Below are 20,461 nucleotides of genomic sequence, written 5' to 3'. Positions count from 1 at the left end.
GCCTCTGGGCACACCCGCACCACCGCTTGCGGCAGCGCAGGTACCGGTCGTCACAGAACGGGCGACGACCGGCCTGAATTCCCTTAGGTTGAAGCGCCATATCCCGTGCACATCCGAGGGCGTGTTCACCATGTGGCAAGAGATGATCTGCGTCGTGCTGCTGGCGATGTCGCCGGCGATCACCCCGCTGCCCGCCGATCCACCGGTGCCCAGCGTGTTCCTTCCTGGCGATCTCGCCGATAGCGCCTCGCCCGCGTTCACTCCCGATGGCGGCACCGTTTACTTCATGCGCGGCAGCAGCAACGGTGCCGCCGTATTGGTGTCGCACCGGGTGAACGGCCAGTGGTCCGCGCCGGTGACAGCCTCTTTTTCCGGGCGCTGGCGCGACGGTGATCCCACCATGGCGCCGGATGGCTCCTTTCTGCTGTTTACCTCCAATCGACCCGCCACGCCGGATGGCAAAGCCCTCGATGCCGTAAGCAACGGAAAGCTTCTGACGGGCCAGGGCCTGAACCTCTGGCGCGTGGACCGGAAGGGCGATGACTGGAGCGAACCGGTGCGCCTGCCCGACACCGTCAACGCGTGCAGTCGCATCTTTGCGCCCAGCGTGGCGGCGGACGGCAGCATTTACTACATCGGTTGCGCGCCGGATGGCGTGTTGCGTCCGCTGCGGGCGGTCTACGAGAACGGTCACTATCGGGCACCTGACGTGGTGGCCGTGGGCGACAAGGACGCGCAAATCCGCGATGTCGCCATTGCGCCGGATGGCTCGTTCATGGTCTTCAGCATCCGCCACGATCCGAAGCAGGCGTACCGCCTCGCGATCGCTTTCCACACCGCCGATAGCTGGAGTCCGCCGCAGGACCTTGGCGATGGGGTCAATGGCGGTACGCACAACATGGACTCCCAGTTTGGCTGCGACCACCGCACACTGTATTTCGCCAGCGACCGCAGCCTGCCGCCGGCCGTTTCCCAGCGCGATCCAAAGCCTGATGCAGGCAGCGACCACATCTGGCGGGTCTCGCTGACACCGTGGCTTGCGGCGCACGGCGAGACGGTGCCCGCCGCTGCGCCGTCCTGCACGGTTGGCTGATGACCAGCCTGCGTCTTCAGGCACTGTCGCCGCAGTGACGCCGCTTCCACACTATCGCGGTTCGCTACCGCGGCTCATGCCGGTGAGGCCACCGTGTCCGACCTGATGACTGCACCACGCTGGAAGATCTGGGCGCTCGTCTTCGCGCTATGGACCGTGCTCGCCCTGTCGTACACGGCGAGCTCGGTGATTTCGATGATGAGCGAGGGCGAGGCGTTCACCTGGACGCGGCCGCTTACCTGGAACCTCACCAACGCGTATCTGTGGATGCTGCTCACACCACTGGTGGCGTGGCTTGGGCGCCAGGGCGGCGGTGACGGCTGGAGCCGGTTCTGGGCCGTGCATGGGCCGAGCAGCGTGCTGCTCGCCGCCACGCAGGTGGGCCTGGTGATGTGTATCTACTGGACGCTCTGCGGACCGCCCGCCACACGGCCCGGCCTGACGTTTGGCGCTTTCGCGCGCATGCAGTTTGCGTACAACTTCCACCTGAGCTTGCTTACCTACGGCGTGGTGCTGGTGGTGCTGCGTGCCCTGGAATCACAGCGCCGTCTGCGCGACGAGCGGCTGCGCAGTTCGCAACTGGAAACCCAGCTGGTGCAATCACAATTGCAAACGCTGCGCGTGCAGTTGCAACCGCACTTTCTGTTCAACACGCTCAACGCGATTTCGGCGCTGGCGTTGGCCGACCCGGTGCAGGCACGGCAGATGATTGCCCGCCTCAGCGATTTTCTCCGGCTTACGCTGGAGGAACGTCATGCGCAGCAGGTGCCCCTGTCGCGCGAGGTTGAATTTCTCAACTGCTATCTCGGCATCCAGCAGGTGCGCTTTCAGGATCGCCTGACCACGCATCTGGATGTATCAGCCGACACGCTGCGTGCGCTGGTGCCCAACATGATCCTGCAGCCGCTGGTGGAGAACGCATTGCGCCATGGCCTGCTCGACAAGACCGAGCGCGGTACGCTGCATATCGTGACCCGTCGCGATGGCGACGATCTGCTGCTGCGTGTGGACGACGACGGTATCGGCTTGCCGCCGGAAGGGCCAAAAGACGGGCTCGGGCTTGGCAACACACGCACGCGGCTGGACATGTTGTTCGGCGAGGCGGCCACGGTGGATCTGCAACGCAAGGTGGAGGGCGGCACGCGCGTGGAGTTGCGCTTTCCGTTCCGGGAGTGCGCCGCATGAACCGGCCGCTCATCCGCACGCTATTGGTCGACGACGAAATGCTGGCACGCCTGGCGATACGGCAGGCGCTTGCCGCGCACGACGACGTCGCCATCGTGGGCGAATGCGCCAATGCAGGCGAAGCACGGCAGGCCATCGAGGCCCTTGAGCCGGATCTGCTGTTTCTCGATATCCGCATGCCGGGCATGGATGGGTTCAAACTATTGCACGGCATGAAGCGCGGTAACTTACCCATGGTGGTGTTTGCGACCGCCTACGGGCAACACGCCTTGCGCGCGTTCGACGCCAATGCCATCGACTACGTGCTCAAGCCGATCGACCAGGAACGCTTTGATCAGGCCATGGCACGCGTGCGCCGCCATTGGCATGGGCTGCAGGTGACCTCGGCCGTATCAAGCACAACGGCCCCTGCGCCCGCGGCTTCGCCCTACCTCCAACGGCTCAGCGTGCAACAGGGCGAACACATTCGTGTCGTTGCCGCCAACGATATCGACTGGATTCGCGCTGACGGCAATTACGTGCACATCCACGCGGGTACAGCGACCTATCTGCATCGCGAATCGCTGCGGCATCTGCTCGGCGTGCTCGATCCTGGCCGGTTCCTGCGCATCCATCGCGGCATCGCGGTGAATGTGGAACGCATCCGCGAAGTGCACCCGCTCTTTCAGGGCAGTGCGGAGGTGGTGTTGCAGGATGGCACGCGGCTCAGCCTGAGCCGGCGCTTTCGTGCGCAGGCGCGCCGCGCACTCGGCATGGCCTGACCGCCGGCACGCTGACAGCAACCGCTTGTCACGCGGGCGCCACCGCCGATCACAAAGCTGCTGCGAAGGCATGCCGCCCTGCTCATGCTGATGCCACTTCACCGTCCCCACCTCTGAAGGAGCGTCGTGCATGCCGTCCAAGCCGTTCTTGCTGGTCACGTCCTTGTTAGCTGCGCTGGTCGCTGCCCCGCTATGGGCAGGCGAACTGCTCGCGCCAGGTGTGATATCCACCGGACTGCAAGAGACGTCAGCCGCGCTGAGTCCTGACAACAACACGCTGTACTTCATGCGCTCGGATTTCGCCGAGAAGGATGACACCATCCTCGTCACCCACCGCGCTGGCGACGGCTGGAGCACGCCAGAAGTCGTGCCGTTCTCCGGCCAGTGGCACGATTCGGAACCGGCCCTGTCGCCCGATGGCAAGCGCCTCTACTTCGTTTCCAACAGGCCGCCGCAACCCGGTGGCGTGCCGGTGATGGCGGAGATGGCGGGGCAAACGTTTCCCGGTAAAAATCTCTGGTACGTGGACATGCAGCCGGACGGACATTGGGGTAAGCCCATGCACGTGGATGGCGCACTCAACGACGGCGCGATGATCTACAACCCATCGATTGCAGCCAACGGCGATATCTATTTCTCCGCGCATCGCAGCGATTCGGGCAAGGCCTACCAGATCTATGTCGCTCGCCGCAGCAAGAGCGGCTACGCGGCACCGGAGCGCATCGACCTGGGCGATGTCGCGCACAACCGCATGGACCCGAGCATCGATCCGCAACAGCGCTTCCTGGTCTACGCCGGTAACGAAGGCGATTCGATGGGCAGTGCCGATATCTACATCGCCTTCCGCGATGCGGACGGACACTGGGGCAAGCCCGTGCACCTGTCGGGCGACGTCAATTCGGCGTCGCTGGAAAACGCGCCGTCATTGGGCCGCCAGTTCGGCGAACTGTATGTGTCGAGCAATCGGCAAGCCGAAGTGAGCTTTCCCAAAGCGCGCGATGATGTTGCCTCCCTGCAACACCGGTTGCAGGAACCGCTCAACGGCTCGCGCAATCTCTGGTTGTTCGATATCAGCGACGTGCTCAGGTCGCACGGCATCGATCATTGAGGCGTTGAGGAACCCTTGAGCCATTCACCCGTGGCCTGGCGGATGCTGGCCAGCGATTGCGGGTCGGCCGCCCACTGATGCGGCATATCGGGCATCGCCTTCCACTGAAGCCGTGCATCATCGTTCCGGTAGTACGGCTTCAGCTTTTTATACACGTCGGCTATCGCGTCGGTGTCGATCACCTTATCGGCCGTGCCGGTAACGAAGAGCAACGCCGGATGTGCACCGGCAATATCCGCCACGCGGCCGGCCGCGTCGGTTTTCTGCGCGAGCTCACGCGATGCCGGCGACCACGCGTAGGTCTGGTGGGTGGCATGTTCATAGGCCTGCACTGACGCGCTCAGACCGGTGGAGGTGTTGATCAGCACGGCGGCAGCTACATGCACCCCGCCCTGTGACAGCGCGTACAAGGCCGCCGCTCCGCCTGCCGAAAAGCCGACCAGATCGATGGCCCCGCCTTTGGTCATGCAGGCACCGCTTTGCAGAGCAGCGACAACGCCCGGTAACTCATCGCCCGCGCCGGCAACCACAGGCTTGAACACCTGCAATCCCACATCCTCTGATTGGCGGCGAGCAAGTTCCTTGTTGCCACCCGCTGGTGCACGCGCGCCGAACAGCGGCAGGCCGAGATAGACCTTCACCGCGTCCACGTCGTCGAGCGGCAGCGCCTCCATCATGGCCTCTTCGCTCGCGGGAGGACCGAAGCCATGCCACAGAACCACCGGTGGCTTCCGTATGTGCTCGGGAACACGAAGGATGGCCGGCACGCCCGCCAGCGTCGTATGTGTCACGACGGGATAGCCTGCGGCCGATGACGTTGCGCACAAGGGGTGCTCGCCGGGCGTCTGCGCAGTAACGGCGATCGGCAAGCCACAGCCGAGGAGAAGCATCGTTGCAGTAGCCGTACGTGTCAGCAGACGGACCATGCGCGTCGAACGAGGCGATACGGCAGACATCGGAAATCCTGTCCCGGATGAACGTTTCGCGATGCTACAGCGGCTTGCGATACACGATAAACCCTGACTTCTCGGCTACGTTGTCGTAAAGCTGCATGGCCGTCGCATTGGTTTCGTGCGTCTGCCAGTACACACGCGCCGCGCCGGCGTCGCGCGCCCGGGCATAGACCGCTTCGATCAACGCGCGACCGACGCCAAGCCCGCGTGCTTCCTTCACGGTGAAGAGATCCTGCAGGTAGCAGCTGTTGGCGGGGTTAGTCGTGCTGCGATGAAACAGGTAATGCACCAGGCCCAGCAGTTGCCCGCCGCGTTCGGCCACCAGTGCGTGCATCGGTTCGTCCGGATCGAGAAAGCGCGACCAGGCGATGCGCGTGAACTCGTCGGGCAAGGCGGCATCGCCGCTACGCCCGTAAAAGGCGTTGTAGCCATCCCACAGCGGTTTCCACGCATCGAAGTCCGCCTCTGTCACGAACCGGACCGTGACTGCCTGCATCAGCGCTGCACCATCTGCGCAAACCATCGCCAGCCGCGCACACGCTCCGCCACCAGCTTGCAACTGGTGAGCATGGGCACCGCCAGCAACGCGCCAGGCACGCCCCATAACCAGCCCCAGATCAATAGCCAGAGCAGGATGGCGATAGGACTCAGGCGCATGCGCCGGCCCTGGATCATCGGCGTGACCAGATTGCCCTCGACGGCGGTGATGCCCGCGAAGGTCAGCGCCGGCAACAAGGCCGGGCCGGCGTCGTTGAAATTCATCAGACCCACCAGCGCCAACACCGTCGTGGTGGTGATCGCACCCACATAGGGAATGAAGTTGGCCAACATGGCCACCGCGCCCCATAGCAAGGGATCAGGCATGTGATACAGCCACAGCATGCCGGCAGTCACCGCGCCCAACATCAGGTTGATCAGCGTGGTGGTGAGAATGTAGCGCGACACTTCGGTCTGAATGCTGCGCACGATAGCCACGGCATGGCGTTTGACGCCGAAACTGGGCGCCGACTCCACGAGCCGGCGTAACAGCAAATCGCCATAGATCAGGAAGAAGAAGACCAGCAACACCACCGTGAGCACAGCCGCCAGCACCTTGGGCGTAGTGGCGACGACATCCCACATGCTGATGGCCATGGTGGCGGGCGAACTCGCAGGCGTACGCACCGTTTGTCCTGTCACCAGGCTTTGCGTTGCGCGGCTTGCCGCCTCGATGGGCTGCAGCACCGATTTCAATTTAGGCACAAAACCGCGGATGGCTACGGGCGCCTCGTGGAACCAGCCAAGCGCCGGCGTGGCGAGTGCGCTGATGCCGGTGCCAATGCCGGCAATCAACGCCAACATCAGCACGCTGGCGCACAGCCAGCGCGGCAGGCCCAGGCGCGCGCCGCTGGCGACAATGGGGTTGAGCGCCAGGCCGATGAACGCGGCCAGCACCAACGGTATCAGCAAGCCCTTGATCAGCGTGATGGTGTACATCAGCGCCAGCACCAGCAGTAGATTCAACGCGATGCGTATCGCCCGCAGATGGCTGCGCGCACTACGTGCGTGCTGCAGCCGGTATGCCTGCGACCGGGTTGCGGATGCCGGGGAGTGCGCCGCGTCACTCGAGGTGGCGGGCGTTGACGTTGAACCAGATGCACTCATGAGGCGTTGAACTGATCTTGCGCGAAATCGGCGAGCAGGCGCGTGACCTGTCCTACCACTTCAGCCGCCGTGCCGCTCATCAGAGCACCCAGGCCCGGTACACGCAGCGGGTGCACGTTGAGTTGACCCAGCACGAAGCCTGCGCCAGCGGCTGCGCCCACCGTGGTCAGGGGATAACGTTGGCCGCGCGACAACAGCGCCTGCGCCGGCACGGCCAGTTCGTGGCGCGCTTCCTGCGCACGTTGTTTTGCCGTGCGCACGGCATGCAGTTGCTTGGCGAGGCTCATGGGTTGTCCTCCGGACCGGACGGTTCCTGCGTTTTGGGACGACGCAGGGTCTCCTGCATGATCGCATTCCACTCGCTGCGCGTCGCGGGCAGGGTCATCCAGTGCATGCAACGGCGGAACAGCACGATGGCGCCGAGCAGAACGCCCAGCTCCAACAGCGCCATCACGATCAGCGCCCAGGTCCACGACCCGAACCACTGGGCCAGCAGCCAGCCAATGAGACCGAGCAGGGTCAGGCCAAAACCCACGGCGGCCACCGTGGCTACCAGGCCGGCGGCGAGCAGCCAGTGAACCGCGGCGCGCGCCAGCCCCAGCTCGGTCGCCAGCAGACGAAGCTGGGCGCCAAACAGCTTCTGGAACGCGCGGCCCAACCGGCCCAGGTCTTCCAACAAGCCTGGCGGTGCCGGCGGCGTCTCGTCAGGCGAGGCGGGCGCGTCGTCGCGTCCGGTCTGGTCCATCCGCTGTCCTCAAATGGCGTGAATTAGCGGCGGAGTATGCGGCCCAGCAGCCAGCCTGCGCCAAGGGCAATGGCCACGGACTGCACGGGCTTCTCACGCACGTACTCACGGGCCAGCTCCAGCCATTCGTCGGCGCGATCCTTGGCGTCACCGTAGGCATCGCGTCCGCGCTGGCGGTATTCATCGGCCTTGGCGCTGGCGCGCGTGGCGGCATCGGCCGCTTTGTCGGTGGCCTGGTGCAGACGCTCCTCGACTTGGTCCGCGGCGCGTTCCACGGCTTCCTTGGTGCTCGATACGGCGCTGGAGGTGGCCTGCTTGATGCGTTCGGCGCGCTCCTCGATGCGCTCGGCGGCACTGTTTTCCTCATGCGCCTGGACTTGCTTGTTCATGACGTTCTCCGATGAGGCGGGGGGGATCCACTTTACCAATCTGATCAGCCGGGCGCGCACCGGTTGGGGCAAGACCCTGCGCGCCGGCGCTCAGCTTGTGCGGCGAAAGAAGGCGATCACGGCAAGGATCAGGAAGATGACGAACAGAATCTTCGCAATGCCTGCCGCCGTACCGGCAATGCCGGTGAACCCAAACAGGGCAGCAATGATGGCGATAACCAGAAATACCAGGGCGTAATGGAGCATGGTGCGTTCCTCTCGACGGGGCAGCGTATCGCCCCGTTGCCATTCATCCACAGCGCCTGCCTTGCGGGCGTGAAATTGGCGCGCCGTCAACACGCCGTTGCGCGCCATTCACGCTGCCTCAACCAACGCCCTGGGGTCGCTGACAAAACGTAGCGAGCGGCCGCGCAGTCGTTTTGCCAGCGGCTCTCAACCCAATGCGGGATTGAGCGTATAGGTTCCCATCAGCTCGGCCTCGGCCAGCACATGGCCGTCCATCGCCGCACGCAGCTCGGCAACGGTAAAACCGTCCGCGAGCTTGAGACTGTCGACATCCAGCGCGTACAGGCGAAAGTGGTAGTGGTGCACGATGGCATCGTTCCACGGCGGACACGGGCCGTCATAGCCGAGATACTCGCCGCCCATGTCGGCGTCGCCGGCGAACCAGCCGGTGTAGTCGTTGATGCCTTGCACGCTGCCGGGCGGGCCATAGGGCGCGCGCTTACCGCGCGGCACGATGCCGTCGCTGCACGCGCCTTCGGCCAGCTCGCCGCATTCCACCGGAATATTGGCCATCAGCCAGTGCACGAACTCCACGCGGGGCAAATCCGCCGGCACCGTACGGCCTTCCTTGTTGACGTCGTCGGGCTTGCTCGGCACGTCAAAGTCGATGCAAGTAAGTACGAAGGAGCGCGTGGCGAGTGGTGCGTCTTTCCACGCCAGATGCGGGCTCAGGTTATCCGACAACGCAACCGGCGCGCCTGGCTTGCCGAAGGCAAGTGGCGCGGGAATCGGCTGACTGTGTTCGAAGTTGTCGCTACGCAGTTGCAAGGCGGTTCTCCTGTTAAAGCGTGTGTGGCGTCGCCGGTGGCGGACGTCAGGGTTTCTGGTAAGTCACGCGATAGACCGCGCCGGCGAGATCATCGCTGACCAGCAGGCTGCCATCGGGAAGCGGCTGCACGTCAGCCGGCCTGCCCCACGCTTTTTCATCCTGCTGGAAGCCGTCGAGCAAGGGTTCGTAGGAAACGACCTTGTCCCCGTTGAGGCGCACTGTCATCACGCGATAACCGGATTTCTTGGTGCGGTTCCACGAGCCATGCTCAGCGATGATGATGGCGCCTTTGTAGCTGGCCGGAAACTGCGCACCTTCGTAGAAGCGCATGCCGAGCGATGCGACGTGCGCGCCGAGTTTGAGCACGGGCGGCGTGTAATCGCTGCAACGCTTGCCCTGGCCGAACTCCGGATCGAGCGTGTCGCCCTGGTGACAATATGGAAAGCCGAAATGCTCACCGGCATGACTGAGTTTGTTGAGCTCGTCGCTGGGCATGTCGTCGCCCATCAGGTCGCGCCCGTTGTCGGTGAACCACAGCTGTTTCGTACCCGGCTGCCAGTCGAAACCCACGGTGTTGCGGATGCCGTAGGCCACGTCTTCCAACCCGCTGCCGTCAGCATTCATGCGTGTGAGCTTGGCGTAGTCCTTGCCCTTGTCGCAGACGTTGCAGGGCGCGCCGATGGGCACGTAGAGCTTGCCATCCGGTCCGAACGCAATGAACTTCCAACCGTGATGCGTCTCGGTGGGAAACTTGTCGTAGACGATCTCGGGTTTCGGCGGATGGTCCAGATGATGCTCGATGTCACGCAGCACGAGGATCTTGCTGACCGCGGAGATGTACAGATCACCCTCTTTGAACGCCACGCCCACTGGCAACTGCAAACCGCTGGCAATCACCCGCACCTGGTCGGCATGACCATCGCCCTTGCTGTCGGTGAGCGCATAGACCTTGCCTGCGCTGTTCGATCCCACGAACACGGTGCCCTTGGCACCCAGCGTTATTTCGCGTGCGTTGGGCACCTGGTCCGAATAGACAGCGACATGGAAGCCCTTGGGCAGCGTCAGCTTGTCCAATTGCGGTGCGGCAACGGCCGCATGCATCGCAAGCAAACCGGACAAGGCGAACATCAGCTTGCGCATGGACGTGGCCTCCATGATCGGGATGGGAAAGCGTAACGCTTAGGACAACCTCATGCGAACACTCATGCCGTATCCGGGAGCGTGTAGGACAGGGCGTAGGTGTGCTTGCCTTCGGCGATGACGATCTCGAGCGTGCCGGCAATGCCCGCCAACGCTTCGGCCCCGGAATCGGGCACGATGGCGATGGAAAGCCTTGGCGTGCCGCGATTCATCACGCCGCAATGCTGCAGCGCAAAGCTGCCATGGCGCCCGTGGACACTACCGACAACGCGCTCCATGGCGACATAGCCAGCCGAGCCGTCGACGGCCGTTCCCATCGCGAGCATCAGGCCTTTGCCGACGCCATCGAGGTCGCCGTGATACTGCTTGTCCAGCGCCATCCGGCCGATGGCGGGGTCGCCCACATCATCCTGTGCCGGCAGCGGCAACATCTTTATGTCGAACGTGCCCTTGGCCAGTGTCGCCATATCCATGTCCTCTCGTGCGCGTCATGGCGCGGTGCATGGTGCCATGGCGGCGTGACAGCCCGCGTCAACGACGCCGGAGGATCACGCCGTGGTCAGAGCATTGAAACGCGCGGCGATGTAGTCGTCCGTGAAACTGGTCATGTCCCAGCCGCGGATGAAACCGCAGTGACCACCATAGGTGGCGATATCCAGCTCGACGTTGGCAGGCAGCTCCAGCTTTTCGAACGCGGCCACCGGAATCACAGGATCATCACGCGCGGTGAGGATGGTGGCCGGCACGTGCAGATCGGCAAGCGCGCGGCCCGCCACCGAATAGCCGTCCAGATAGGCTTCCAGCGAACCGAAATCCGTGTGCCGCGCCACCAGTGAGGCGGTGAGGCCGCGCAGGTTCTGCTTGAGCTCGGAGAGCTCGAAGTATTCGCGATGGGGAAACGCTGCCTGCTTGGCCTGCAGCGAACGCCGCCACTTGTGCATGAAGTACGCCTGGTAAAACCACGGCGCGGCGGCTTCGAGCGAAAACAAACCTTCGCTGGGATCGATGATGGGACACACCGCCAGCGCGTAAGCCAGCGGGAGACCCACGGCCGGTGCACGCAATGCCGCGCGCAGCGCGAAGTTGCCGCCCAGCGAAAAACCCGCGAGCGCCATTGGCCGGTCTGGATAACGCAGGGCAATATCGCCCAGTGCGTTGACCACCTCATCGATGCGGCACGAATGGAACAGCGCTTCGTTGAGTTGATGGCTATCGCCGTGATCGCGGAAGTTCAGCCGGAAAACGTCCCACCCCTCGCGCAACAGGCGGCTGCCGGTCTGCAAGACATAGGTGGAATCAACACTGCCTTCCCAACCATGGAACAGCACGGCCAGGCCACGCGACTGCGGCTGGACTTTCTGCGCGGTGTAGGCACCGGTCAGGCGTACGCCGTCGCCGCCATCCACGGTCACTGGTTCCGCGCCTTCCAGCACGGTCTGCGCGGCCTTGGGCAACAGCACGCGGCGCACACCGCTGGACGACAGCATGGTCTGGATATGGCCACTGCGCAGCGGCCTCGGTGGCAGGAAATCCTTCCCGGTTGGAAGCGTCATGCGTGCTGTTCGTTGACGGGTTTGTCTTCCAGCGCCACGGCGATGCGCTCGCGCGACAGTTCCGCCATGCGGCGACGCGCGTCCGGGGTGGCCGGCACCGGCTCGAGGAAGTGCACCTCGGCATCCATCGACGGCTCGCCCAGCAGGCGCAGGAAGTTCTGCATGAAGTTTTCGCGTTCGCGAAATCCGGCATCGACCACGCGGCGGCCATCGCGGGCGAAGCGCAAGGCCACCGGTTGCACCGGCACCTCAGCATCGAGCGCAGCCTGGAAGATGCGCGCATGGAACACGCGCAACACACCGTTATGGCCGGTACCGCCTTCGGGGAACACCGCTACCGAACGGCCCATGCGCAAGCGGTCAACCATCACCTGCATCACCGCCGCCAGCGAGTGGTTGCTGCCGCGGCGATGGAAAATGGTGCCACCGGAAGCGGCCAGCCAGCCCACCAGCGGCCAACTGGCAATTTCGGCCTTGGCCACAAAGCAGGCCGCACGCTGGCTGTGCAGCAGTTCGATATCCACCCAGGACGTGTGATTGGCGACAAACAGCACCGGGTCCGCCAGCGGCTTGCCTACCCGCACCGAGCGCAGTCCGAAGATGCGCAGCAGCGCCGTGGACCACCAGCGAATGGTGCGGTGCGGAAACGGCTCGCGGCCGTTCTTCATGACCGCGTTGCGGCCCCAGCTGAGGATCAGCGTGCACAACAGCACGCCTAGCACCACGTGCAGCAGCAGCAATGGCACGCGCCAGGCGTAACGCAGGGGTCGCAACAGGTCGCGGCGGTCCGGGGCGGAAACGGTTTGGGTGTTCATCAGTTCGGTTAGTTTAGCGTTAGTCGGGGGTCTGCGGCCCCGTGTCGCAGGCCAAGGCTGTTAACGCTCCAGTTGGGCCAACGGCAGAGCCGTCGACCGTTTCACCGTCCGCAAGACGAAACTGGAATTGACATCGGCCACCCCGGCGGCGTTCAACAGACGGTCGAGCAGAAAGCGTGAAAAGTCCTGCAGATCAGACACATAGACATGCAACAGGTAGTCCATGTCGCCGGTAAGCGCGTAGCACGCCGCTACCTCGTCCCAGCCATTGACCAGTTCCACGAAGCGTTCGACCGCGGCGCTTTCGTGCTTGGTCAGCTGCACGCGCACAAAGGCCTCCAGCCCCAGCCCTACCGCCTGGGGGTCCACTTGGGCCGAATAGCCGGTGAGGATGCCCTCCGATTCGAGCCGTTGCAGGCGGCGCAGGCAGGCTGACGCCGACAGGCTGACCCGCTCAGCCAGATCGGCGTTGGTGATGCGCCCGTCGCCCTGCAAAACGGCGAGGATGCGCAGGTCGGTGCGGTCCAGGTTCGCCATGGCAATAAAACCCCAACATGAGCCATTTGTACGCACGATTATTGCGCAAACGCGGTTTCATGGAGCAACAAAACAAACATCGTGCGTGGCAACGGCCCTATGCTCAGTCATCCGATAAACCCCACGGCCCGAATGCCAGGAGCCTGACATGGACACCACCACACCCCGCCGCGTCGAACATCACCAGACGGACCGTGGCTATGTGCCGGTGTACGCCACTGGCGTGGTCGAACAGCCGTGGTCGAACTACACCCCCACCGATCACGAAGTGTGGGACACCCTCTACAAGCGCCAGCGCGAGATGCTGCCGGGCCGGGCCTGCCAGGAATTCATGGATGGCGTGGAGCGTTTCGGCCTCGGCGACGGTGGCATCCCGAAGTTTGCCGACCTCAACAAGGTGCTCGGCGCAACGACCGGCTGGGAGCTGGTGGCCGTGGAAGGGCTGCTGCCGGACGAAGTGTTCTTTGACCACCTCGCCCATCGCCGCTTCCCGGTGAGCTGGTGGATCCGCAAGCCCGACCAGCTCGACTACCTCAGCGAACCTGACCTGTTCCATGACCTGTTCGGTCACGTGCCGCTGCTGCTCAACCCCGTGTTCGCCGACTACATGCAGGCCTACGGCCGCGGCGGCATGAAGGCGTTTGCCATCGGCCCCGAAGCGCTGATGAACCTCACGCGCCTGTACTGGTACACGGTCGAGTTCGGCCTGATCAACACCAAGGAAGGCATGCGCATTTACGGCGCAGGCATCGTCAGCTCCAAGGGCGAATCGATCTACTCGCTCGACTCGGCCTCGCCCAACCGCATCGGTTTCGGTCTGGAACGCGTGATGAGCACGCGCTACCGCATCGACACGTATCAGCAAACGTACTTTGTGATCGACAGCTTCGAGCAGCTGTTTGAAGCCACCCGGCCGGACTTCACGCCGATCTACGCAAAGCTGCGCGAAGAGCCGGCCCATGCGGCAGGTGCGGTGCTCGATAGTGATCGCGTGTTTACGCGTGGCAATCGCGAAGGCTGGGCGACCAACGCCGACACCTGATGCAGTACATCGCTTGATGCCAAGTGGCCCGCCATCGTGCGGGCCACTTGCTTTTGGGCCGACGGAACTGCGGCCGTATGCCCTACACGTGCTTGATTCAGATCAAGCATGCACAACGAAATTCTCACGAGCATGGACTCACCCCCCGCAAAAAAACTAACGGATGAGATCCATGAAAGTCCTGCTTCCCCTCGTTATCGCCGCAGCACTCGGTACAGTCGCCGCTCCCGCCACCCATGCAGACACCAATGACAACTGGGTCGTGCGTTTTGGCGTGCATGATGTGGTTCCGCAGAACAACACCGGCAAATTGGCCGGCGTCCAGTCGAGCACCTCCAGCAGCGCGCGTCCGACCGGAAGCATCGAGTACATGTTCACCCCTAACCTGGGCGTCGATCTGCTCGTGGCATGGCCGTTCAAGCATGATGTGAAGCTCGATGGCGTCGGCACCGTGGCGCGCACCATGGAACTGCCGCCGACCCTCGGCCTCAACTACCACTTCATGCCCAACAGCGACTGGTCGCCGTTCGTGGGCATTGGCCTCAACTACACCAATTTCTACAACACCAAGGGCGCTGGTGCGCTGTACGGCAGCAATGTGAGCATCGCCAATAGCTTTGGTGTGGCCGCCCGCGCTGGCTTTGACATGAAGATCAACGAGAAGTGGCTCGCCACCGCTGACGTCCGCTGGGTCAACATCGAGAGCGATGTGAAGGTCGACGGCACCAAGATCGGCACGGCCAAGATCAACCCGATCGTCTTCGGCGTGAGCCTCGGCTATCGCTTCTGACCCTTCACAGGGTCACCGGCATGAATGCTGGACGGGCCTCCCGAAAGGGGGGCCTTTTTTTTGGGGCGAAACTCAACCGCGCTTCCACTCGTCGACCGTCAGCACCTGGGCGATGCGTTTGCCGTCCCAGCGATACATCAGATGCTGCGCCTGGACGCAGGGCCCCACCCGATCGGGATAGAACACCGCGACACACTCGCCGCCACGATGGCGCACGCTGTCGTAGACCAGGCCATCGGAACCGGCTTTGCGCAACCGCCGCGCCAGCGTCACGCCCGCAGCGTAGTGATCCGGATCGTGCTCGGCTTTCCATCCGCCACGAATGTCATGCAGCCTGGCCTGGATGTGAGTGCGATAGCAGCGCATCTCGATATCGCACGGCGGTTCGGCGGTGGCGGCAAGAAACAGCTCGCGGTGATACACCGTTTCCTCCACCGCCGTAGCCACGCTGTGTGCGGCGTAGAACACGCCCCAGCTGCCATCCGAGAAGCGGCTGCCTTCGGGATTGAGATGCGTGAAGGCCGCCATGACCGGTGTGGTGCCGGGGCCACTGACACGACGCTCGGGCGGCACCAGCTTCAACTCGCCCATTTCCTCGCGCAGACGCGGATTGGTCATGGCCTCGATGGCGTACAGCGCCTCCAGATCACCGGGCGCGGCAATGCGATCAAACACGCCTACCGGCGGAAAGCGGCTGGGAACGATGCGATAGGCCTGGCTCCAGCGGATACGTTTGAGCGGTGGAATGTCGGCCATGACGAGTGCTTCTCACGCGGTCTGCCAGAGATGGGGAGTATCGCAACCGGGCGTATCGCAGGCTGCGACCTGAGCCGGGAAAGCGAAGAGTGAGTAAAGAGGAGTGAGAAGTGAGAGCGGCAACCCGCAGCTCTCTCTCACTTCTCACTCTTCTTAACTCACTCCTGCCTTTCAGCCGCGTTGCGCGTCGAGGTATTGGCGCACGACGTAAAGATCAGCGACGTTGCCGGACAACATGCGCTCTAGCGCCGACTGCCCGCCGAACAAGGGTGCCTGGTTGGCGCGGTGGACCCAGCCGTCTGCCTGTTGCGGGTCGGGGAACAGGATCTGCAGATCCTTGAAGATGCCGAGCAGGTAGCTGATGCGCTCCAGCGTGTCGCGGCCCAGCGTGCCACCCTGCAGGCGCTTCCACTTGTAGAACGTCGATTCCGGCGGGTCGCCCAGCAGACGGCGCTGGTCGGCAATGCGCAGATCCCAGCGTTCGGCCAGATTGAAAAAGGCTCGCAGCGCGGGGCCGCTCAGGTCGGCGGCGGGGATGGATTCAGGCTGGAGATGCGCGGCCATGGCGAACTCTCCCAGTGAAGTTAGATGTGACTTTACTCTACTGGTGAATTTTTCGCCAGTCCGCAACCGGCGTTTCTCCGCCTTACGGCCAGTGCACGCCGGATACCGGGCGGCCGCATACTCGGCCACCCTTTCCCGGGAGTCGCCGATATGCGTTTCCGCGCCCTTGCCGCACTCGTTCCGCTGCTATCGCTGGCAACCGCCGCTCAGGCGGAGGTGAAGGAGGCCAGCCCAGACCACCTGCTGATCCAGGACCACCGCACGGTGCACGTGCCACCGGACAAGCTTTACGCCACCCTCGTCGACATCGGCCACTGGTGGAACGGCAAGCACACGTATTCCGGCGACGCCGCGCACCTCAGCATTCAGCCGGAGGCCGGCGGTTGCTTCTGTGAGCGCTGGGACAACCAGAGCGTCGCGCACGGGCGTGTGATCTGGGCATCGCCAGCCCATCTGCTTCGGCTCGACACCGCGCTTGGCCCCTTGCAGAGCCTGGCGGTGCAAGGCGTCATGACGTTCACGCTCAAGCCCGCCGCTGATGGCACCGCGCTGCAATTCGAGTATCGCGTCAACGGATCGAGCGCGAGCGGGCTGGATAAGCTCGCGCCGTCAGTCGACGGCGTGTTGATGGAACAGCTGCAGCGATTACAGGGCTATGCGGAGAAGAACACGCCTTGAAGCATCGATAGAGGGTTGAGCTTGACCCTCACGACGTCGGGAAACAAAACGTCATCCCCGCGGAGGCGGGAATGACGTCGTGTGGAACCGCGTGCGAGTGGCCGCTAGGGCGCGTTTACTTCTTCCCGTCCTTATCCTTCCCGCAATCGCAACCGAATTCCGGCTCCGGACCGCCTTCGGCAATGAAGCGCTCGATGCGCTTTTCCAACACCGGCAGCGGCACCGAACCGATCTGCAGCACGGTGTCGTGGAAGTGGCGGATGTCGAACTTCGGCCCCAGGGCCTGCTCGGCCTTTTGGCGCAGCTCCAGCATCTTCAGATAACCCAGCTCGTACGACAGCGCCTGACCCGGCCAGCTGATGTAGCGATCCACTTCGTTGGCGATCTCGCGATCGGACAACGCGGTGTTCTGGGTCATGAAGTCGATCGCCTGCTGTCGCGTCCAGCCAAGATGATGAATGCCGGTATCCACCACCAGGCGGCAGGCACGCCACATCTGATAGGTGAGATAACCGAAACGCTCGTAGGGCGTTTTGTAGATGCCCATTTCCTTGCCGAGATACTCGGAGTACAGGCCCCAGCCCTCGCCGAACGCGGAGATGTAACCCTCGCGGCGGAACGCTGGCTGGCCATGCTGCTCGGCGGCCAGCGCGAGCTGCAACGAATGGCCGGGTGCGGATTCATGCAAGGTCAGCGCAGGCATGTTGTAGAGCGGGCGCGACGGCAGATCGTAAGTGTTCACCAGATAGGTGCCCGCGCCGCCGCGGCCGGAGGTGTAATACGGCGCGATATCGGCCGGCACCGGCACGATGGCGAAACGCTGGCGCGGCAGACGGCCGAATTCCTTGCCGAGTTGCGCGTCCACCTGCTTGGCGACCCACGAGGTGCGCATCAGCAGTTCGTCCGGCGTCTTGGCGTAGAACTGCGGGTCGGTGCGCAGGAAATGCAGGAAGTCCGCAAAGCTTCCCTTGAAGCCCGTCTCCTGCATGGTCTTGACCATCTCGGCATGGATCTTTGCCACCTGATCCACACCCACCTGGTGGATCTGATCGGGGCTGAGGTCCAGCGTGGTGTACTCGATGATCTGCTGGCGATACCACGCCTTGCCATCCGGCATGGCTTCGGCCGCGAGCGTGGCGCGCGCCTTGGGCACGTACTCGTTGCGGAAGAAGGTGAGCAGACTGCCGTAAGCGGGGATCACCTTGTCAGCGATGACCTGCCTCGCTTCGTCGCGCATCTTCGCCTGGTCGGCCGGTGCGATCGATGAGGGCATCTTTTCGAACGGTTTGTAGAAGCTGCTTTGCGTGGGATCTCTCAGCTCGGCCACGGAGGCGATCGACACATCGCGCCCTTTGAGCACGTCGCGCGGCACGGTGAAGCCGCGTGCAAGGCCATCGCGCATGTTGTCGGTTTGCTGCTGAAAATACGCCGGCACTTCACCCAGGCGATCGAGGTAGCGGCGATAGTCCTGCGCCGTGCGCAGGTTGTCGGCTTCCAGCACGTAGTTCAGATCGCTCCAGAACGCCGAGTCGCTGTTGAACGGCATCTGCCACTGCTTGAACTGCTGCGCAGCCAAAAAATTCTGGATCTGCGCGCGGTACACGGCGTAGTTGATCTGTTCTTCAGGCGATAGCTGCTTGACGTCGATGCCGTCGAGGTCGGTCAGCACTTTTTGCCAGTAATCCAGCCGCTTTTGCTGACTGGCGGCGTCCACATTGTCCAGTCGCGCACCATTGGGTTGCGCCTCGCCGGAGGTCGCAATACCGGACTGGCCGTTGCGCCATGCCCATTCCTGCTCATAGATCTGCTTGAAGCGGGCGTCCGCGTTCTGCGCGGCCAGCGCCGGTGCGGTCAGTGCAAGGGCGGTCAGGGCCAGCCAGGTCATGCGGTGCGCTTTGATCACTTCGTGTTTCCCTTGGAATAGGCGGGTATAGCGGGCGGTGCCAACACGGCATCGTCCACGCTCCAGTCTTGCAGCGCCTGTGGCGGAAGCTGGGGGAGTGCCATGCGTGTCAGGGCATCGCACGCTGCGTCCTTCAATCGTGCCACGCGCAGCTCGATGCCACGAGCCTCCAGCCAGGCGGCGAAATCGCCGATGGCCTCAAGCGCCGTGCCGTCGAGGTCGGGCGATTCCTCCAGGCTGAGGACCACCCGGCGCAGCTCCTGGGTTGCCTCGACCCGGAGCCGCGCCTGCGCCAGCACCGCCTCCGCATTGGCGAAGAACAGCGGCTCCTCGGGCCGCACGATCAGCATGCCCGGCACCGGCTTGGCATCGGGATGCTGCACCGTGTCGACAAAATCGTGGCCGTCACCGAGACGACCCAGTACCGCCAGTCGCGGCGTCGCCAATTGCCGCAGCAGCATCACCAGGCTAAAGGCAATGGCCACCAGCAGACCGTTAAGGATGCCCAGCGACAGCACCGCAAGCACGGCCGCCAGCGCCACCAGGCGATCGCGATGCCAACGCAGGTACGGCGCGAAGGTCGACAGGCGCAGCGACTTGCTCACCGCATGGATCACGATGGCCGCCAGCACCGGCTGCGGGATGCGCTCGATCCAGCGCAGCGCCAGCAGCACCAGCACCAGCACGCTGGCCGCACCGATCAGCCCCGCCAGACGCGACTGCGCGCCCGCCGCTTCGTTGGCCGACGTGCCCGAATAGCCCGCACCCACCGGCATGCCATGCATCACGCCCGAGATCACATTGGCCACGCCGAGCACCAGCAGATCGCGATTCGGATTGACCTGATCGCCGTGTTTCAGCGCAAAGCCACGGATGGAGCTGTACGACTCCGCGTACAGGATCAGCAACAACGCTGCCGCCAGTTCCACGCTGGGCAGCCATTGCCCGCTTTGCGGCCAGGCCGGCCATTCCAGCGCGGCGGTCAGGCGGATCTCACCGGTCAGCTCCACCCCATGCGCAGCCAACCAGCCAGACGCGGCGACACCCAGCACAATCGCCAGCAGACTGCCGGGCAAACGGCGGACCCGCTCGCAGGCGAACAGCAGCAAGAGCGCCACCGCACCGGCCAGCAGCGCAGCGGGGTTCACCCGAGGAATCGCTTCGATCAGCTGGCCCACCAGTGCGGGCACGAAATCACCATGCATGCCGCCCACACCGAGCAGGTGCGGCAGCTGCTTCAACGTGATGACGCACGCGAGACCAAAGGTGAAGCCGCGCAGCACCGGGCGGGCGATCAGTTGTGACAGGCCGCCCAGACGCGCTGCCCCGGCGATCAGAAAGCACACGCCCGCCAGCAGCACCAGCATGGCCCCCACCGCAGCGCGGGAAACGCTGTCGCCCCCCGCCAGCGCAAGGGTGCCCGCCGCCAGCACCGCGGCGGACGAAGACGTCGCCGAGACAATCGCGAAACGGCTCTGTCCCAACAATCCATACGTCGCCAGACCGACGAACAGGGCCATCACGCCCGCCTGCGGCGGTAGACCGGCAATGCTGGAATAAGCCACCGCCTCCGGTAATAGCAGGCCGGCGATGGAAAGCCCCGCGATGAGGTCGGGGCGCCAGGTGGATAGCGAGGGGGTCTCTGGGGAGGACATGGATCGCTCCGGCACGAGGGCGAGTCGAGGGTAGCTGATCTGGGGCGTTGGCTTCTTCTCTCAGGGAGAACAGCCGCCCTTGGATGCCTTGTCGCT

At 63.9% G+C, this 20,461-nt stretch carries 24 protein-coding genes; 7 read left to right on the top strand and 17 right to left on the bottom strand.

Features of this window, described 5'->3' with window-relative positions:
* The first annotated feature begins 130 nt into the window (after nucleotides 1–130).
* The 4 genes from OQE56_RS16465 to OQE56_RS16450 all read left to right on the top strand — a co-directional run bounded on the left by OQE56_RS16465 (nucleotide 131) and on the right by OQE56_RS16450 (nucleotide 4,147).
* The gene (locus tag OQE56_RS16465; protein WP_267225734.1) at nucleotides 131–1,093 is read left to right on the top strand and encodes a TolB family protein; all 963 of its coding nucleotides are present in this window, start codon (nucleotides 131–133) and stop codon (nucleotides 1,091–1,093) included.
* Nucleotides 1,094–1,186: 93 nt separating this feature from the next.
* Nucleotides 1,187–2,278, top strand: coding sequence for a sensor histidine kinase (locus tag OQE56_RS16460; RefSeq protein WP_267225733.1), 1,092 nt, complete (start codon nucleotides 1,187–1,189; stop codon nucleotides 2,276–2,278).
* The gene (locus OQE56_RS16455; RefSeq protein ID WP_267225732.1) at nucleotides 2,275–3,039 is read left to right on the top strand and encodes a LytR/AlgR family response regulator transcription factor; all 765 of its coding nucleotides are present in this window, start codon (nucleotides 2,275–2,277) and stop codon (nucleotides 3,037–3,039) included. The genes OQE56_RS16460 and OQE56_RS16455 overlap by 4 nt, the downstream gene beginning before the upstream one ends.
* Before the next feature lie 130 nt (nucleotides 3,040–3,169).
* Nucleotides 3,170–4,147, top strand: a complete 978-nt coding sequence (locus OQE56_RS16450; protein WP_267225731.1) for a TolB-like translocation protein — start codon at nucleotides 3,170–3,172, stop codon at nucleotides 4,145–4,147.
* On the opposite strand, the gene OQE56_RS16445 is transcribed toward OQE56_RS16450, so the two are convergent.
* The 13 genes from OQE56_RS16445 to OQE56_RS16385 form a co-directional block, all read right to left on the bottom strand.
* Nucleotides 4,141–5,103 (bottom strand): prolyl oligopeptidase family serine peptidase, encoded by a 963-nt coding sequence (locus tag OQE56_RS16445; RefSeq protein ID WP_267225730.1) that lies wholly within the window; start codon nucleotides 5,101–5,103, stop codon nucleotides 4,141–4,143. The genes OQE56_RS16450 and OQE56_RS16445 overlap by 7 nt on opposite strands.
* A 34-nt stretch (nucleotides 5,104–5,137) precedes the next feature.
* Nucleotides 5,138–5,596, bottom strand: coding sequence for a GNAT family N-acetyltransferase (locus OQE56_RS16440; protein WP_267225729.1), 459 nt, complete (start codon nucleotides 5,594–5,596; stop codon nucleotides 5,138–5,140).
* Nucleotides 5,596–6,603 (bottom strand): AI-2E family transporter, encoded by a 1,008-nt coding sequence (locus OQE56_RS16435; RefSeq protein WP_267225728.1) that lies wholly within the window; start codon nucleotides 6,601–6,603, stop codon nucleotides 5,596–5,598. The genes OQE56_RS16440 and OQE56_RS16435 overlap by 1 nt, the downstream gene beginning before the upstream one ends.
* Before the next feature lie 137 nt (nucleotides 6,604–6,740).
* Nucleotides 6,741–7,031, bottom strand: a complete 291-nt coding sequence (locus OQE56_RS16430) for a hypothetical protein (RefSeq protein ID WP_267225727.1) — start codon at nucleotides 7,029–7,031, stop codon at nucleotides 6,741–6,743.
* A complete protein-coding gene (locus OQE56_RS16425; RefSeq protein ID WP_267225726.1) occupies nucleotides 7,028–7,489 on the bottom strand; it encodes an ABC transporter ATP-binding protein in 462 nt (153 codons plus the stop codon). The genes OQE56_RS16430 and OQE56_RS16425 overlap by 4 nt, the downstream gene beginning before the upstream one ends.
* A 23-nt stretch (nucleotides 7,490–7,512) precedes the next feature.
* Complete coding sequence (locus tag OQE56_RS16420; protein WP_267225725.1) at nucleotides 7,513–7,878, bottom strand: ElaB/YgaM/YqjD family protein; 366 nt, start codon at nucleotides 7,876–7,878, stop codon at nucleotides 7,513–7,515.
* A 90-nt stretch (nucleotides 7,879–7,968) separates the two neighbouring features.
* Nucleotides 7,969–8,124 carry a DUF1328 domain-containing protein gene (locus OQE56_RS16415; protein WP_267225795.1) on the bottom strand — a complete coding sequence of 52 codons (156 nt, stop codon included), beginning with the start codon at nucleotides 8,122–8,124 and terminating at the stop codon, nucleotides 7,969–7,971.
* 186 nt (nucleotides 8,125–8,310) lie between these two features.
* Nucleotides 8,311–8,931 (bottom strand): YbhB/YbcL family Raf kinase inhibitor-like protein, encoded by a 621-nt coding sequence (locus OQE56_RS16410; protein WP_267225724.1) that lies wholly within the window; start codon nucleotides 8,929–8,931, stop codon nucleotides 8,311–8,313.
* Between the two features lie 46 nt (nucleotides 8,932–8,977).
* Nucleotides 8,978–10,072, bottom strand: a complete 1,095-nt coding sequence (locus OQE56_RS16405) for a PQQ-dependent sugar dehydrogenase (RefSeq protein ID WP_267225723.1) — start codon at nucleotides 10,070–10,072, stop codon at nucleotides 8,978–8,980.
* Nucleotides 10,073–10,134: 62 nt separating this feature from the next.
* Nucleotides 10,135–10,545, bottom strand: a complete 411-nt coding sequence (locus OQE56_RS16400) for a DUF3224 domain-containing protein (protein WP_323748593.1) — start codon at nucleotides 10,543–10,545, stop codon at nucleotides 10,135–10,137.
* A 75-nt stretch (nucleotides 10,546–10,620) separates the two neighbouring features.
* The gene (locus tag OQE56_RS16395) at nucleotides 10,621–11,625 is read right to left on the bottom strand and encodes a YheT family hydrolase (protein ID WP_267225722.1); all 1,005 of its coding nucleotides are present in this window, start codon (nucleotides 11,623–11,625) and stop codon (nucleotides 10,621–10,623) included.
* Nucleotides 11,622–12,440 carry a lysophospholipid acyltransferase family protein gene (locus tag OQE56_RS16390; protein ID WP_267225721.1) on the bottom strand — a complete coding sequence of 273 codons (819 nt, stop codon included), beginning with the start codon at nucleotides 12,438–12,440 and terminating at the stop codon, nucleotides 11,622–11,624. Before OQE56_RS16390 ends, OQE56_RS16395 begins: the two co-directional genes overlap by 4 nt.
* Nucleotides 12,441–12,500: 60 nt before the next feature.
* Nucleotides 12,501–12,977 (bottom strand): Lrp/AsnC family transcriptional regulator, encoded by a 477-nt coding sequence (locus tag OQE56_RS16385; protein ID WP_267225720.1) that lies wholly within the window; start codon nucleotides 12,975–12,977, stop codon nucleotides 12,501–12,503.
* 148 nt (nucleotides 12,978–13,125) lie between these two features.
* On the opposite strand from OQE56_RS16385, the gene phhA reads away from it, so the two are divergent.
* On the top strand, nucleotides 13,126–14,019 hold the full coding sequence (gene phhA / locus OQE56_RS16380) for a phenylalanine 4-monooxygenase (protein WP_267225719.1): 894 nt from the start codon (nucleotides 13,126–13,128) through the stop codon (nucleotides 14,017–14,019).
* 172 nt (nucleotides 14,020–14,191) lie between these two features.
* Nucleotides 14,192–14,809: an OmpW/AlkL family protein gene (locus tag OQE56_RS16375; protein WP_267225718.1), complete on the top strand. Its 618-nt coding sequence runs from the start codon at nucleotides 14,192–14,194 to the stop codon at nucleotides 14,807–14,809.
* A 72-nt stretch (nucleotides 14,810–14,881) separates the two neighbouring features.
* Here the strand turns inward: OQE56_RS16375 and OQE56_RS16370 are convergent, their stop codons facing one another.
* Together OQE56_RS16370 and OQE56_RS16365 are read right to left on the bottom strand one after the other, a co-directional pair.
* Nucleotides 14,882–15,565, bottom strand: coding sequence for an RES family NAD+ phosphorylase (locus OQE56_RS16370; protein WP_267225717.1), 684 nt, complete (start codon nucleotides 15,563–15,565; stop codon nucleotides 14,882–14,884).
* Between the two features lie 171 nt (nucleotides 15,566–15,736).
* Nucleotides 15,737–16,129 carry an MbcA/ParS/Xre antitoxin family protein gene (locus OQE56_RS16365; protein ID WP_267225716.1) on the bottom strand — a complete coding sequence of 131 codons (393 nt, stop codon included), beginning with the start codon at nucleotides 16,127–16,129 and terminating at the stop codon, nucleotides 15,737–15,739.
* Nucleotides 16,130–16,279: 150 nt separating this feature from the next.
* Here OQE56_RS16365 and OQE56_RS16360 point away from each other — a divergent pair, with 150 nt between their 5' ends.
* Complete coding sequence (locus tag OQE56_RS16360) at nucleotides 16,280–16,807, top strand: SRPBCC family protein (protein WP_267225715.1); 528 nt, start codon at nucleotides 16,280–16,282, stop codon at nucleotides 16,805–16,807.
* A gap of 115 nt (nucleotides 16,808–16,922) precedes the next feature.
* On the opposite strand, the gene OQE56_RS16355 is transcribed toward OQE56_RS16360, so the two are convergent.
* Together OQE56_RS16355 and OQE56_RS16350 are read right to left on the bottom strand one after the other, a co-directional pair.
* Entirely contained in the window at nucleotides 16,923–18,692 is a 1,770-nt protein-coding gene (locus OQE56_RS16355) for a DUF885 domain-containing protein (RefSeq protein WP_267225714.1), read from the bottom strand.
* A gap of 14 nt (nucleotides 18,693–18,706) precedes the next feature.
* Entirely contained in the window at nucleotides 18,707–20,365 is a 1,659-nt protein-coding gene (locus tag OQE56_RS16350; RefSeq protein ID WP_267225713.1) for a SulP family inorganic anion transporter, read from the bottom strand.
* Nucleotides 20,366–20,461 lie beyond the last annotated feature (96 nt).

It is taken from the genome of Dyella silvae (assembly GCF_026421305.1).
GTDB classification, from domain to species: domain Bacteria; phylum Pseudomonadota; class Gammaproteobacteria; order Xanthomonadales; family Rhodanobacteraceae; genus Dyella; species Dyella silvae.
Note: the sequence above shows the minus strand (reverse complement) of the source record. Positions and strands in the feature narration are given on the sequence as shown.

What these genes read in the sequence shown, in the direction of transcription:
- OQE56_RS16370 (WP_267225717.1), bottom strand. Translation starts at nt 15,565, where the DNA reads ATGGCCGACATTCCACCGCTCAAACGTATCCGCTGGAGCCAGGCCTAT.
- OQE56_RS16400 (WP_323748593.1), bottom strand. Translation starts at nt 10,545, where the DNA reads ATGGATATGGCGACACTGGCCAAGGGCACGTTCGACATAAAGATGTTG.
- OQE56_RS16450 (WP_267225731.1), top strand. Translation starts at nt 3,170, where the DNA reads ATGCCGTCCAAGCCGTTCTTGCTGGTCACGTCCTTGTTAGCTGCGCTG.
- phhA (WP_267225719.1), top strand. Translation starts at nt 13,126, where the DNA reads ATGGACACCACCACACCCCGCCGCGTCGAACATCACCAGACGGACCGT.
- OQE56_RS16360 (WP_267225715.1), top strand. Translation starts at nt 16,280, where the DNA reads ATGCGTTTCCGCGCCCTTGCCGCACTCGTTCCGCTGCTATCGCTGGCA.
- OQE56_RS16350 (WP_267225713.1), bottom strand. Translation starts at nt 20,365, where the DNA reads ATGTCCTCCCCAGAGACCCCCTCGCTATCCACCTGGCGCCCCGACCTC.
- OQE56_RS16390 (WP_267225721.1), bottom strand. Translation starts at nt 12,440, where the DNA reads ATGAACACCCAAACCGTTTCCGCCCCGGACCGCCGCGACCTGTTGCGA.
- OQE56_RS16445 (WP_267225730.1), bottom strand. Translation starts at nt 5,103, where the DNA reads ATGTCTGCCGTATCGCCTCGTTCGACGCGCATGGTCCGTCTGCTGACA.
- OQE56_RS16375 (WP_267225718.1), top strand. Translation starts at nt 14,192, where the DNA reads ATGAAAGTCCTGCTTCCCCTCGTTATCGCCGCAGCACTCGGTACAGTC.
- OQE56_RS16425 (WP_267225726.1), bottom strand. Translation starts at nt 7,489, where the DNA reads ATGGACCAGACCGGACGCGACGACGCGCCCGCCTCGCCTGACGAGACG.
- OQE56_RS16440 (WP_267225729.1), bottom strand. Translation starts at nt 5,596, where the DNA reads ATGCAGGCAGTCACGGTCCGGTTCGTGACAGAGGCGGACTTCGATGCG.
- OQE56_RS16465 (WP_267225734.1), top strand. Translation starts at nt 131, where the DNA reads ATGTGGCAAGAGATGATCTGCGTCGTGCTGCTGGCGATGTCGCCGGCG.
- OQE56_RS16405 (WP_267225723.1), bottom strand. Translation starts at nt 10,072, where the DNA reads ATGCGCAAGCTGATGTTCGCCTTGTCCGGTTTGCTTGCGATGCATGCG.
- OQE56_RS16385 (WP_267225720.1), bottom strand. Translation starts at nt 12,977, where the DNA reads ATGGCGAACCTGGACCGCACCGACCTGCGCATCCTCGCCGTTTTGCAG.
- OQE56_RS16365 (WP_267225716.1), bottom strand. Translation starts at nt 16,129, where the DNA reads ATGGCCGCGCATCTCCAGCCTGAATCCATCCCCGCCGCCGACCTGAGC.
- OQE56_RS16420 (WP_267225725.1), bottom strand. Translation starts at nt 7,878, where the DNA reads ATGAACAAGCAAGTCCAGGCGCATGAGGAAAACAGTGCCGCCGAGCGC.
- OQE56_RS16415 (WP_267225795.1), bottom strand. Translation starts at nt 8,124, where the DNA reads ATGCTCCATTACGCCCTGGTATTTCTGGTTATCGCCATCATTGCTGCC.
- OQE56_RS16395 (WP_267225722.1), bottom strand. Translation starts at nt 11,625, where the DNA reads ATGACGCTTCCAACCGGGAAGGATTTCCTGCCACCGAGGCCGCTGCGC.
- OQE56_RS16355 (WP_267225714.1), bottom strand. Translation starts at nt 18,692, where the DNA reads ATGACCTGGCTGGCCCTGACCGCCCTTGCACTGACCGCACCGGCGCTG.
- OQE56_RS16430 (WP_267225727.1), bottom strand. Translation starts at nt 7,031, where the DNA reads ATGAGCCTCGCCAAGCAACTGCATGCCGTGCGCACGGCAAAACAACGT.
- OQE56_RS16455 (WP_267225732.1), top strand. Translation starts at nt 2,275, where the DNA reads ATGAACCGGCCGCTCATCCGCACGCTATTGGTCGACGACGAAATGCTG.